Genomic DNA, 12,542 nt, shown 5'->3' on the forward strand with positions numbered 1-12,542 from the left:
GATCGATGCCGGGTCGGCTGGATGGAGCCGGTCGGCGTCGGTCCGACCGCAGCCATTCTACGCGGGGGCCCCTGACGCCCGAGAGGCCCGCGGGCCCCCCTGTGGACAGGCCGCGTCCCCCCACTTCGGGGGCCGGGCCGTCCGCGGGTGCGTGTCGCGCCTAGTCGGCGTCCGGTGTCTCGACGCCCCGGACGTCCACGACGAGGGCCGTCACGTTGTCGCGCCCGCCCGCCTCGACGGCGGCCTCGACGAGGGCCGTCGCCGCCGGCTCGGCACCCTCGACACCGCCCAGCACCTCGGCGATCCGGTCCGCGGAAAGTTCTTTGGTGAGGCCGTCCGAGCAGACGAGGAGGCGCAGGCCGGGTCGGGCGGGGACCCGCCAGTAGTCCGGTCGCGGGTCGACGTCGAACCCCACCGCGCGGGTGATGACGTTGCTGTCGGGGTGCTTCTCGGCGTCGTCCGCGTGCAGGAGCCCGGCGTCGACCATCTCTTGGACGACGGAGTGGTCGACGGTGACCTGGCGCAGACGGCCGTCCCCGAACATGTACACGCGCGAGTCACCCACGTTGAAGACCGTGAAGTCGACCTCGGCACCGTCTGCTTCGCGGGAGAGGAACGCCCCGGTGGCCGTCGTACCGACCCCGAGCTCGGTGTCGGCCGCCGCGACGGCGATGTCCTCGGTCGCGACGCGCAGGGCCGTCTCGACGTCGTCCGTCGTGGCGAACGGCCGGGACGCGATCTCGCTCATGCGTCGCACGACCGCGTCGCTGGCGACGTCGCCGGCGCTGTGCCCGCCCATGCCGTCCGCCACCACGAAGAGCGGGGCCTCGGCGAGGTAGCTGTCCTCGTTGTGGGCACGGCGACGACCGACGTCGGTCACCCCTGCCCAGTCGAAGGTGAGCCCCGGGCCGTCGGGGCCGAGGGCGTGGGCGGTCGTGGGGCGGCCGAGCTCTGTCACAGGAGGGGTTCTTTCGTCGGGATGATGCGCTGGGGAGGCAGGATCTCGAGAAGGTTCCCGTCACCTACGTCCACTATCGTGCCTGCACGCGCGACGAGCGACTCGCCTTGCCGGAGAACGACCGGAACGCGTCCCGGCTCGGTCACCCGGGTCCCGTTCGTCGAACGCAGGTCGGTGACCACGACGATGCCTCCTTGCTGGCGCACGTCGACGTGGGCGCCCGAGACCTCGTGGCGGGGGGACGGGACGGTCACCAGCCGTGGGACCGGCCCCGACCCGACGCGCGGCCCGGCGGGCCGGCGCCCCACCACGACGGGCGCGTCGAGCAGCAGGTCCTGTCCGGCGACCCTCACCCCGTGGAGGCGCGGTGCGGGACGGACGGACGTCTCCGGCTCCCGGTCCGTCGCCGGGGTCCCCTGCGGGGCCACCCGGAGGACCGTGTCCTCTGCGTCCACGGCGCCCGAGGGGCGGGCGCGACGGCCGACGACCGTGTCGTCGATCCCGTGGCGTTCGTGCCACGGGTCTGGTGACTGTGCGGCGGTCATCTCGTTCCTCTCACCGGGGCCGTGGCGCGCATGGGCGACCACGACCTCCACGCTAGCGCGCGGCGTGACGCACACCCCGTCGGCGTGGCGCCGCACGACGTCTCCTCCCCATGCTCCGCGGAATGCCATCGATGCACATCGGCGCCGAGCACCCTCATGGGGCCCGGACCCCGGCCCTAGCGTGACGCCATGACCGACCTCGTCCTCGTGCCCCCGCTGCCGCCCGGCCGAGCCGGCGACGACGAACCGCCGGGTCTGGTCCGGCTCGACTCCCCCGTCGGACGCATCGAGATCGTCAGCCGGCACTTCGCCGTCGAGGGCCTGGCGATCGAGCGCGACGGCGTGCTGCCCCACGACGATCAACCCGAACGGCCCGACAGTCTGCTCGACGCCGCCCGACGACAGGTCGACGGCTACTTCGAGGGGGTGCGCACCCGCTTCGACCTGCCGTTCCGCCTGGTCGGTTCGAGCTTCCAGCGCTCGGTCTGGTCCGCTCTGCTCGAGGTCGAGTGGGGACGGGCCACGACCTACGGGCGGCTCGGCGGGACCTTCGGCAACCCTCGGGCCGGACGAGCCGTCGGCGGAGCCGTCGCGGCGAACCCGCTTCCCTTGCTCGTTCCCTGCCACCGCGTGCTCGGTCGGACGGGCGGCGTCACCGGCTACACCGTCGGTGCAGGGGTCGAGACGAAGAAGTGGCTGCTCCGGCACGAGGGCATCGCGTTCCGAGACGGTCCAGTGCCCCTCGACTGAGCCGGAGACGGCGACAGGTCGTTCGGCCGACGATCAGACCGAGGCCTCGAGGACCGATTCGGCCACGAGGACGGTCTCGTCCCCTGGCTCGAGCACGAAGCCCCGACCGCGGGCCCAGAGCGTCAGGTCGTCGATGTCGGACAAGTCGGGACGATCCGACAGGAGCGCCCGGACGAACAACCCCTTGCTCTTCTTGTTGAAGTGGTTCAGGGCCCGACGTCGGTCGCCCGCGTCCGAGACGACCCTGACGTACGTGGAACGGGGACCTGCCGGCCCGAGGCCGACGTATCCCTCCGATCGCAGGTCGACGACGAGTTCGTCCACGCCGGCCAGCACCTCGGACACAGGCCCGCGCCAGAGCTTCTTCAACGACGTCCGAGGCACCTTGGAGTCGTGCGACAGCCGGTAGGCCGGGATCGCGTCGCCGGCCCGCAGCAACCCGAACAGGGCCGAGTGCACCACCACGTGTCGGTGGGCCCAGCTCCATGCGTCGTCACCGAGCATTGCCACGCCGAGGGGATCGAAGAGCACACCCGTGTAGCGCGCCAGGGCAGGCATCGTGGGCGACACCGTCACCCGCTGGTTGCGCTCGACCTCGTGAGCCTGGGTGGGGCCGAGCTTGAGGGCGACGGCGGCCGCCGAGGCATCCGCGGACATCTCGTCGAGCAGAGCCAAGGAGGCGCGGCGAGGGTCCTCGAGTTCACCGAACGACAGTGCCGCCACGTCGAGCCGTGAACCGACGCTGCCCCCGTCGAGTTTGGTCTCGGACGGGGGCAGCAGGAACAGCATGGAACTCGGTGGTGCAGGCGACTGTGATCAGTTGAGCTGCGCGTTGCGCGCGACGACCGTCACGGTGTCGTTCTCGACGGAGAGGAAGCCGTCGTCGGCGGTCGCCTCGACGGTGGTGCCGTCGGACAACCGGACCCTGACCTGGCCTGAGGCCAGGATGGCGAGGATCGGCTCGTGACCGGGAAGGATTCCGATCTCACCCTCGGCGGTGCGAGCGACGATCGACGACGCCTCGCCCGACCACACCTCGTGGTCGGCCGAGACGACGCTGACAGTGAGAGCAGCCACGATCAGCCGTTCTCCTTCTGGATCTGAGCCCACTTCTCTTCGACGTCCGAGATGGAACCGACGTTGAAGAAGGCCTGCGTGGCGACGTGGTCGAACTCGCCGTCGGCGATCGCGGTGAAGGACTCGATGGTGTCCTTCAGCGGGACGGTCGAACCCTCGACACCGGTGAACTTCTTCGCCATGTAGGTGTTCTGCGAGAGGAACTGCTGGATGCGACGGGCACGCGACACCGTGATCTTGTCCTCTTCGGACAGCTCGTCGACACCGAGGATGGCGATGATCTCTTGCAACTCTTTGTTCTTCTGCAGGATGGCCTTGACCCGGATGGCCGTGTCGTAGTGCGCCTGGCCCAGGTAACGGGGGTCGAGGATGCGGCTGGTCGAGGTCAGCGGGTCGATCGCGGGGTAGAGACCCTGCGACGCGATCTCGCGCGACAGCTCGGTGGTCGCGTCGAGGTGCGCGAAGGTCGTCGCGGGGGCCGGGTCGGTGTAGTCGTCGGCCGGCACGTAGATCGCCTGCAGCGAGGTGATCGAGTGACCACGCGTGGAGGTGATGCGCTCCTGGAGGACACCCATCTCGTCGGCGAGGTTGGGCTGGTAGCCCACGGCCGAGGGCATGCGACCGAGAAGGGTCGACACCTCGGAACCGGCCTGCGTGAAGCGGAAGATGTTGTCGATGAAGAGCAGCACGTCCTGCTTCTGCACGTCACGGAAGTACTCGGCCATGGTGAGGGCCGAGAGCGCGACGCGGAGACGGGTTCCCGGCGGCTCGTCCATCTGGCCGAAGACCAAGGCGGTCTTGTCGAACACGCCCGCCTCGTCCATCTCGGCGATGAGGTCGTTGCCCTCGCGGGTACGCTCGCCGACGCCGGCGAACACCGACACACCACCGTGGTCCTGGGCGACACGCTGGATCATCTCTTGGATGAGGACGGTCTTGCCGACGCCCGCACCACCGAAGAGGCCGATCTTGCCACCCTGCACGTAAGGCGTCAGGAGGTCGATGGACTTGATGCCCGTCTCGAACAGCTGAGTCTTCGACTCGAGCTGGTCGAACTTCGGGGGCTTGCGGTGGATCGGCCAACGCTCCGTGATCTCGACGGTCTCGTCACCCTCGAGGTTGAGGATCTCGCCCGTGACGCTGAAGACCTTGCCCTTGGTGACGTCACCGACGGGCACGGAGATGGGGGCGCCGGTGTCGATGACCTCTTGCCCGCGGACGATGCCGTCGGTGGGCTTGAGGGCGATGGCACGGACGAGGTCGTCACCGAGGTGCTGGGCGACCTCGAGCGTGATCTGCGTGGTCGTGTCACCGATGGTGATCTTGGTGGTCAGCGCGTTGTAGACGCCGGGGATGGCATCGTGCGGGAACTCGATGTCGACGACGGGGCCCGTGACCCGGGCGATGCGCCCGACGCCGGGAGCCGACTCGGTCGCGACCGGTGCGGTTGCGGTGTCAGTCATGGCTTCTCTCTCTTCGGATGATGATGCTGTGGTGCAGAGCTCTACTTGGCCGACCCGAGGGCGTCTGCGCCGCCCACGATCTCGGAGATCTGCTGCGTGATCTCGGCCTGGCGCGCGTTGTTGGCCAGGCGGGTGAAGTCGCGGATGAGGGTGTCGGCGTTGTCACTGGCTGCCTTCATGGCCTTCTGACGGGCGGCGTGCTCGGAAGCGGCCGACTGCAGCATGGCGTTGAAGATGCGGCTCTCGATGTAGACCGGCAACAAGGCGTCGAGGACCTCGGTCGGATCGGGCTCGAAGTCGTACAGCGGCAGGACCTCGTCCTCGCCGGGCTCTTCGATGCCCTCGACGACCTCGAGGGGAAGCAGACGGACGACCTCGGGGACCTGGCTGACCATGTTCACGAAGCGGTTGTAGACGATGTGGATCTCGTCCACGCCGCCCTCGGCCGCCTCGGTGAGGAACTTGGACACGACCGCGTCGCCGATCTCTTTCGCCGTGGCGAACTCGGGCTGGTCGGTGTTGCCGGTCCACACCTGCTCGGCATCACGACGTCGGAAGGCGAAGTACCCCTGGGCCTTGCGACCCACGAGGTAGTAGACGACCTCTTTGCCCTGGCTCCGCAGCAGTTGTGCGAGCTGCTCGCTCTCTTTCAACGTGTTCGAGCTGAACGCGCCGTTGAGACCGCGATCGGACGTGAACACGACGATCGCGGCACGTTCGACCGTCTCGGGCTCGGTGGTCAGCACGTGGTCGACGTCCGAGAACGTCGCCACGGCCGACACCGCACGCGTGATCGCCCGCGAGTACGGCCCGGAGGCTTTCATCCGGGCTTGCGCCTTCTGGATGCGCGAGGCCGAGATGAGCTCCATCGCGCGAGTGACCTTCTTGGTCGTCTGCGCAGAGCGGATCCTCTGCCGGTAGACCCGGAGTTGGGCTCCCATTACTCTCCTGTTGTCTCGTCAGTCGTGAACGTCGAACGGGCGCGTCAGCGCTTCGTCTTGACGATCTTCTCCTGGTTGACGTCGTCGGCGTCGGTGGCCTTGAACTCTTCGCGCCCCACCGAAGCGAGGGGCTTGCCCTCACCGGTCTGGAACTCCTGCTTGAACGAGTCGATGCCGCTCTCGAGAGCTGCGACGATCTCGTCCGTCAGGACGTTCTTCTCGCGGAGATCGGACAACACGGACGTGTTGCGACCCATGTAGTCGAGCAGTTCCCGCTCGAAGCGCAGGATGTCGGGCACGGGGACCTCGTCGAGCTTGCCGTTGGTACCGGCCCAGATCGAGACGACCTGGTCTTCAACCGGGTACGGCGAGTACTGCGGCTGCTTGAGGAGCTCGGTCAGGCGAGCACCACGTGCGAGCTGACGGCGGCTCGCCGCGTCGAGGTCGGACGCGAACATCGCGAAGGCCTCGAGCGAACGGTACTGGGCGAGCTCGAGCTTCAGGGTGCCCGAGACCTTCTTGATCGACTTGACCTGGGCGTCACCACCGACGCGCGACACCGAGATGCCGACGTCGACCGCGGGACGCTGGTTGGCGTTGAAGAGGTCCGACTGCAGGAAGATCTGACCGTCGGTGATCGAGATGACGTTGGTCGGGATGTACGCCGACACGTCGTTGGCCTTGGTCTCGATGATGGGCAGACCCGTCATGGAACCGGCGCCCAGCTCGTCGGACAGCTTCGCGCAACGCTCGAGCAGACGCGAATGCAGGTAGAAGACGTCACCCGGGTAGGCCTCGCGTCCCGGCGGACGGCGCAGGAGGAGCGAGACGGCACGGTAGGCCTCGGCCTGCTTCGACAGGTCGTCGAAGATGATGAGGACGTGCTTGCCGCTGTACATCCAGTGCTGGCCGATGGCCGAACCGGTGTACGGGGCGAGGTACTTGAAGCCGGCGGGGTCCGAGGCGGGAGCGGCGACGATCGTCGTGTACTCCATTGCTCCGGCCTCTTCGAGGGCGCCCTTGACCGAGGCGATCGTCGAGCCCTTCTGGCCGATGGCGACGTAGATGCAGCGGACCTGCTTGTTCTCGTCGCCGGACTCCCAGTTGGCCTTCTGGTTGATGATCGTGTCGATCGCGATGGCCGTCTTGCCGGTCTGGCGGTCGCCGATGATGAGCTGACGCTGGCCACGTCCGACGGGGATCATGGCGTCGATCGCCTTGATGCCTGTCTGCATGGGCTCGTGGACCGACTTGCGCTGCATGACGCCGGGAGCCTGGAGCTCGAGGGCGCGGCGACCTTCGGTGGCGATGTCGCCGAGACCGTCGATGGGAGCACCCAGCGGGTCGACGACGCGACCCAGGTAGCCGTCGCCGACGGGGACGGACAGGACCTCACCCGTGCGGGTGACCTCCATGCCTTCTTCGATGCCGGAGAACTCGCCGAGCACGATGGCGCCGATCTCGTCCTCGTCGAGGTTCTGGGCCAGGCCCTGCGTGCCGTCCGCGAAGCGGATGAGCTCGTTGGCCATGACGCCGGGGAGCCCCTCGACGTGGGCGATGCCGTCAGCTGCGTCCGTGACGTGGCCGACCTCGGTGGTCGATGCCTTCGAAGGGTCGTACGACGAGACGAAGTCCTTCAGCGCGTCGCGAATCTCATCCGGGCTGATCTTGATGTCTGCCATTGTGATTCCTATTCGTAGCGAGGCTTCGGGAGGCCTCGAGTCTGTGTGTGAGAGCGTGACTAGCCGGCGAGCTGCAGGCGGAGCAGGCTGAGCTTGGTCGCGACGGTGCCGTCGATGACCTCGTCGCCCACCTGGACCCGGAGACCGCCGACGACGGCGGAATCGATGACCTGGTTGATGCGCAGGCTACGCCCGAACTGCTTGGCCAAACCGTGCTGCAGTCGTGTGACGTGGGCCTGGTCGAGGCGGACGGCACTCGTGACGGTGGCGACGAGCTGGTCGGACTGGTCGGCGACGACGTCGGCCGCATGACGCAACAACTCGCCGATGCGACGACCGCGAGGCTGGCGCACCAGGTGCATGGCGATGGTGATCGTCTGAGGGCTGGCCTTGCCTCCGAGGAGACGCTGGACCAGGGCCGCCTTCGCGTCCGGGTCGCCCAGCTTGGAGCCGATTGCCAGTTCGAGCTGCGCGTCCGTGCGAACGGCGGCGTCGAAGGCGAACAACTCGTTCTCGATGCTGCTGTCGGCCGGGGTGGTCGACGCGATCGCCCGGAAGGCGACCTCTTCGATGCCGGCGAGCAGATCGTCGGACGACGACCAGCGGCTGCCGACGACCGACACGAGCACCGCACGCGTCGACTCGGAGAACGACCCGAAGAGCCGGTCGAGCAGCTGCTTCTTGGTCGCCACGTCGACGGCGGGGTCGGCGAGGTACGACTGCAGCTGAACGGAGCCGCCGACGACCCGGCCGGCGTCGAGCAGTTGCTCACCCGTCGTCAGGTCGACCGACCCGCCGAGGTCGGAGAGGACCGACCGCGCCGAACCGAGTGCTTCTCGGGACATGGAACCCATCGTCAGTTGCCCGCCTTAGCGTTCTCGTCCGCCTCGAGGTCGGCGAGGAAGCGGTCGACCACGGCCGAGGCCTTGGCGTCGTCGCTGAGCGACTCACCGATGACGCCCGACGCGAGGTCGATCGCCAACGAGCCGACTTCGGACCGGAGCGAGGCCACGGCGGCCTGACGCTCGGCCTCGATCTGCGCGTGGGCGGAGGCGGTGATGCGGTCGGCATCGGCCTGCGCCTGCTGCTTGAGCTCGGCGATGATCTCGTTGCCCTCGGCGCGCGCAGCCTCACGGATGCGGGCGGCCTCGGCACGAGCGTCGGCCAGCTGCTTCTTGTATTCGTCGAGGGCCTTGGCAGCCTCGGCCTGTGCGGCCTCGGCGTGCTTGATGCCGCCTTCGATGCGCTCGGCACGCTCGTCGAGGATCCTGCGGAACTTGGGGATCGCGAAGAGCCCGAAGAACGCGGCGATGACCACGAAGACGACCAAGGACCAGAGGATGTCGTAACCAGCGGGGAAGAAGATGGCGGCGCCTTCGGGCGCACCACCCTCGGCCGCGAGGATCGTCTCGATCATCGGTGTGTCGTCCTAACTGATCAGGAGAAGATGAAGCCGGCGGCGAGGCCGATGAAGCCCAGCAGCTCGGTGAACGCGATGCCGAGGAACATCGTGACCTGCAGGCGGCCGGCCAGCTCGGGCTGGCGAGCCATGGCCTCGACGGTCTTGCCCGCGACGATGCCGATACCGATGCCGGGGCCGATCGCAGCGAGGCCGTAGCCGACGGTCGCGATGTTGCCGTTGATCTCAGCGAGGATCGTGGTGGTGTCCACTTGTGTTTCCTTCCGGTTGGGCGATGCACGTCGGATGACGTGCGTCGTCTGTATTTAGTGTTCTTTCGCCGCGGCCTGTTGGATGTAGACCGAGGCGAGGAGCGTGAAGACGTAGGCCTGCAGCACGGCGACGGCCATCTCGACGATGGTCATCACGAAGCCACCGATGAGGGTGAGAGCGCCGAAGGCCATGAAGCCCCCGCTCATGCTGAAGAAGAAGAAGTGCGTCGCCGCGAAGCAGAGCACCAGCAGGAGGTGGCCGACCATCATGTTCAAGAGGAGTCGGAGGGCCAGCGAGATCGGCCGCACGATGAAGATGTTGATGAACTCGATGGGCGTCAGCAGGATGTACATGACCCACGGCACACCGGGCGGGAAGAGGGCGTTGCGCAGGAACGTCGCACCGCCGGCCTCACGGAAGCCCGCGTAGATGAACATGATGTAAGCCACGACCGCCAGGAGCAGCGGCATGGCGATCACCGAGGTGCCCGCGATGTTGAGACCCGGGATGATGCCCGTGATGTTCATGGCGAAGATGCCGAAGAACATCGCCGCCAGCAACGGCAGGTATTTGCGTCCGAGCTTCTCGCCGAGGATCTCCTCGACGATCTGGATGCGGACGAAGTCGAGGCCCAGCTCTGCGATGCTCTGCCCGCGGGACGGGATGAGCCGTCCCTTGCGCAGGGCCAGCCAGAACAGCAGCAACATGACGGCGATCGCGAAGAGGCGGACCAGCATGATGCGGTTCAGCTCGAAGGGGGTGCCCTCGAAGAAGATGGCGGGAGGGAAGAACTCGTCAAGAGTCGGGGCGTGGAATCCCCCGTCCCCGTGGCCGGCTTCGGCAGCGGAGAGCAGGTTCACAGCGTTCGCTATCAGCGCTATCTCCTGTGTCGGGGCGAGCACCCTGAAGTGTCGCGACGATTGGTGGGGTTTGTCATCCGTGCACGCTGGAGACGCGGCCGGGGAACGCTGCCAACCCTATCAAGGTAATGGTTGCTTGCACGAATCGGTCGAGGTATTTTCACCGTGTGCAGGCATGGCCGTCAGTCCTGGGGAGCAGGGGGCAGCGTGGCGTCGCTGACGTACGCCAGGCGCCCCCGGACGACCACGAGGGCGTCGACCGCGAGCGTGCCGATGATCGAGACGACGAGGGCCAGGAAGAGCACCACGTCGTTCACGAACGGCTGGTCACGCAGCACGACGAGCAACACGATGAAGATGACCAGCTTGAGCAACCAGGCCCCCATCACGATGCCGAAGAACGCTCCGAGCGTGAACCGGATCGCCACCAGCATGCTCGCGGCCGTGATCGCCGCGAAGAGGATCGCGAGCCCCACCCCGACGAGGGCGCTCCACAGGCCGTCGGTGCCGGCGAAGACGTAGCCGAGCCCCCCTCCGACCACGGCGATGACGAGGGCGAGCAGGCCCGTGTACTTCAGGATCTGGGTAAAGATCGAGCTGGCGTTCATGGGTGGTCCTTCGGGTTCGTCAGTTCGGGCACCACGGCCTTGGCCGCGGTGTCGGTGTCGTGCGGATCGAGGACGTCCGCGGCGGCGTCGAGCGGGTCGAACCGGTCGGACTCCGTCGTCGCGAGTTCATCCGTGCGGGTCGTCTGGACGGCGATCTCCACCTTCTTGCGGCGGCTGAGCGGCGACAGCGTGGCAGCGGTGCAGGCGACCAACCCGACGCCGAGGAACACGGCCACCAGATAGGTCGGCTTGACGAAGAGGAACATGAGGCCCCCCACGGCCGCCACGATCGTCCAGGCGTAGAAGATCAGGACGGCTTGGAAGTGGGAGTGCCCCATGTCGAGCAGACGGTGGTGGAGGTGCTTGCGATCGGCGGTGAACGGGGACTTGCCGGCGCTCAGTCGCCGGAGGACGGCCAGGCCGAAGTCGAGCAACGGCACGACGAGGATCGCGAAGGGCAGGATGATCGGGATGAAGGCCGGCAGGAGGGCCGTCCGGGAGATCCCGGCCGGATCGATCTGCCCGGTGACCGAGATCGCGCTCGTCGCCATGACGAGGCCGGTGAGCAGCGCACCCGCGTCGCCCATGAAGAGCTTGGCCGGGTGCCAGTTCAACGGCAGGAAGCCGAGGCAGGCTCCGATCAGCACGGCCGAGAGCAGGGCCGCGAGGTTGAAGTACTCGGTCTGGCCGATCGTGATCGAGATGACGAAGCTGTAGACGAAGAAGACACCGTTGGCGATGATGGCGACCCCGGCCACGAGGCCGTCGAGACCGTCGATGAAGTTGACGGCGTTCATCACGAGGACGATCGTCAGGACCGTGAGCACGAGGGACATGTACGGCGAGCCGATGGCCAGGCTGCCCCCGATGGGCAGCGAGACGAGCTGGACGCCCTGCCAGGCGAGGACGCCGGCGGCGATGATCTGACCCGCCAGCTTGGTCATCCAGTCGAGGTCGTACAGGTCGTCGACGACTCCGATGACGACGATGATCGTGGCGGCGCCGATGATGGCCAACGGAGGCCCCGCGTCGGCGAAGACGAGTCGGAAGTAGTCGACTCCCGAGATCAGCGGGAAGACGAACCACGCCGCGAGCAACGCGACGACGATGCCGGCCCACATCGCGATGCCCCCGAGTCGTGGCGTCGGCGTCTGGTGGACGTCACGCTCACGGATCTTGGGATAGAGGCGGTACTTGAGGCCCACCCGCCACACGACGACGGACAGCACGAAGCTGACCGCGGCCGAGATCGCCAGCGCGAGGAGGTAGTACCTCACGCGAGCGCGTCGACCCCGACGACGCGGATGATGTCGGCGTCGGACAGGACACCGTGCCGCACGATGCGCAGCACCCCGTCGGCACCCCCCGTGGCGTCGACGATCGTCGACCCCGTGTTGGCGCCGGCCCGGTGTTCGTACGACGTGCCCGCGGGGCCGTCGTCGAGGTAGACCGACACCGAGTCGCCGAGCATGCGACGCGCGTCGCCCGCCGACTCGGCAGCCGGCCGGCCGGTGAGGTTGGCGCTCGACACCGCGAGCGGGCCGGTCTCTTCGAGCAGCTCGAGGGCGATGCGGTGGCTCGGCACGCGCAGGGCGACGGTGCCGCGCGTCTCGCCGAGGTCCCAGCTGAGCGACGCCTGCGCACGGAAGATGACCGTGAGCGGGCCGGGCCAGAACTCGTCGAGCAGCGGGCGGACGACCTCGGGCACCCGGTCGGTGAGCGCCGCGAGGGTCTCTTGCCCCTTGATCAACACGGGAGGCGGCGACTGACGGCCACGGCCCTTGGCATCGAGCAGGCGTTGGACGGCGGTCGGGTCGAACGCGTCGGCTGCGACGCCGTAGACCGTGTCGGTCGGCAGGACGACGAGCTCGCCTCGACCGATGGCACCGCGCGCCATGCGCATGCCGGCGAGCAGTTCGGAGTCGACGGAGCAGTCGTGAAAAGTGGCCATGACCTGACGATGATAGTGCGACGGACCGGGAGAAG

Annotated in this window: 15 protein-coding genes; 1 reads left to right on the forward strand and 14 read right to left on the reverse strand. The window is 67.8% G+C overall.

Annotation, left to right across the window (positions count from 1 at the left end; all coding sequences use genetic code 11):
- Positions 1-160: 160 nt before the first annotated feature.
- Together SJY14_RS10950 and SJY14_RS10955 are read right to left on the reverse strand one after the other, a co-directional pair.
- A complete protein-coding gene (locus SJY14_RS10950) occupies positions 161-958 on the reverse strand; it encodes a PP2C family protein-serine/threonine phosphatase (RefSeq protein WP_396598910.1) in 798 nt (265 codons plus the stop codon).
- The gene (locus SJY14_RS10955) at positions 955-1,503 is read right to left on the reverse strand and encodes an FHA domain-containing protein (RefSeq protein ID WP_396598911.1); all 549 of its coding nucleotides are present in this window, start codon (positions 1,501-1,503) and stop codon (positions 955-957) included. The genes SJY14_RS10950 and SJY14_RS10955 overlap by 4 nt, the downstream gene beginning before the upstream one ends.
- 189 nt (positions 1,504-1,692) lie before the next feature.
- Here SJY14_RS10955 and SJY14_RS10960 point away from each other — a divergent pair, with 189 nt between their 5' ends.
- A complete protein-coding gene (locus SJY14_RS10960; RefSeq protein WP_396598912.1) occupies positions 1,693-2,253 on the forward strand; it encodes a methylated-DNA--[protein]-cysteine S-methyltransferase in 561 nt (186 codons plus the stop codon).
- 33 nt (positions 2,254-2,286) lie between these two features.
- Here the strand turns inward: SJY14_RS10960 and SJY14_RS10965 are convergent, their stop codons facing one another.
- The 12 genes from SJY14_RS10965 to SJY14_RS11020 form a co-directional block, all read right to left on the reverse strand.
- Positions 2,287-3,042 carry a YaaA family protein gene (locus SJY14_RS10965; RefSeq protein WP_396598913.1) on the reverse strand — a complete coding sequence of 252 codons (756 nt, stop codon included), beginning with the start codon at positions 3,040-3,042 and terminating at the stop codon, positions 2,287-2,289.
- A 27-nt stretch (positions 3,043-3,069) separates the two neighbouring features.
- Positions 3,070-3,330: a F0F1 ATP synthase subunit epsilon gene (locus SJY14_RS10970; protein ID WP_043594515.1), complete on the reverse strand. Its 261-nt coding sequence runs from the start codon at positions 3,328-3,330 to the stop codon at positions 3,070-3,072.
- Positions 3,331-3,332: 2 nt separating this feature from the next.
- Positions 3,333-4,793 carry a F0F1 ATP synthase subunit beta gene (gene atpD, locus SJY14_RS10975; protein ID WP_043594513.1) on the reverse strand — a complete coding sequence of 487 codons (1,461 nt, stop codon included), beginning with the start codon at positions 4,791-4,793 and terminating at the stop codon, positions 3,333-3,335.
- Between the two features lie 41 nt (positions 4,794-4,834).
- Positions 4,835-5,734, reverse strand: coding sequence for a F0F1 ATP synthase subunit gamma (locus SJY14_RS10980; RefSeq protein WP_043594511.1), 900 nt, complete (start codon positions 5,732-5,734; stop codon positions 4,835-4,837).
- Positions 5,735-5,778: 44 nt separating this feature from the next.
- Positions 5,779-7,416: a F0F1 ATP synthase subunit alpha gene (gene atpA, locus SJY14_RS10985; protein WP_055972164.1), complete on the reverse strand. Its 1,638-nt coding sequence runs from the start codon at positions 7,414-7,416 to the stop codon at positions 5,779-5,781.
- Positions 7,417-7,475: 59 nt separating this feature from the next.
- The gene (locus tag SJY14_RS10990) at positions 7,476-8,270 is read right to left on the reverse strand and encodes a F0F1 ATP synthase subunit delta (protein ID WP_396598914.1); all 795 of its coding nucleotides are present in this window, start codon (positions 8,268-8,270) and stop codon (positions 7,476-7,478) included.
- A gap of 2 nt (positions 8,271-8,272) precedes the next feature.
- Positions 8,273-8,833, reverse strand: coding sequence for a F0F1 ATP synthase subunit B (locus SJY14_RS10995; protein WP_054145784.1), 561 nt, complete (start codon positions 8,831-8,833; stop codon positions 8,273-8,275).
- 20 nt (positions 8,834-8,853) lie between these two features.
- The gene (atpE, locus tag SJY14_RS11000) at positions 8,854-9,087 is read right to left on the reverse strand and encodes an ATP synthase F0 subunit C (RefSeq protein ID WP_043594505.1); all 234 of its coding nucleotides are present in this window, start codon (positions 9,085-9,087) and stop codon (positions 8,854-8,856) included.
- Between the two features lie 54 nt (positions 9,088-9,141).
- The gene (gene atpB, locus SJY14_RS11005) at positions 9,142-9,948 is read right to left on the reverse strand and encodes a F0F1 ATP synthase subunit A (RefSeq protein WP_043594504.1); all 807 of its coding nucleotides are present in this window, start codon (positions 9,946-9,948) and stop codon (positions 9,142-9,144) included.
- A 182-nt stretch (positions 9,949-10,130) separates the two neighbouring features.
- Positions 10,131-10,556 (reverse strand): hypothetical protein, encoded by a 426-nt coding sequence (locus SJY14_RS11010; RefSeq protein WP_396598915.1) that lies wholly within the window; start codon positions 10,554-10,556, stop codon positions 10,131-10,133.
- Positions 10,553-11,833: an MraY family glycosyltransferase gene (locus tag SJY14_RS11015; protein ID WP_396598916.1), complete on the reverse strand. Its 1,281-nt coding sequence runs from the start codon at positions 11,831-11,833 to the stop codon at positions 10,553-10,555. Before SJY14_RS11015 ends, SJY14_RS11010 begins: the two co-directional genes overlap by 4 nt.
- Entirely contained in the window at positions 11,830-12,507 is a 678-nt protein-coding gene (locus tag SJY14_RS11020; protein WP_396598917.1) for an L-threonylcarbamoyladenylate synthase, read from the reverse strand. Before SJY14_RS11020 ends, SJY14_RS11015 begins: the two co-directional genes overlap by 4 nt.
- Positions 12,508-12,542: the final 35 nt, after the last annotated feature.

Origin of the sequence: Frigoribacterium sp. R86507, assembly GCF_044597695.1 — a bacterium.
Classification (GTDB): Bacteria; Actinomycetota; Actinomycetes; order Actinomycetales; family Microbacteriaceae; genus Frigoribacterium.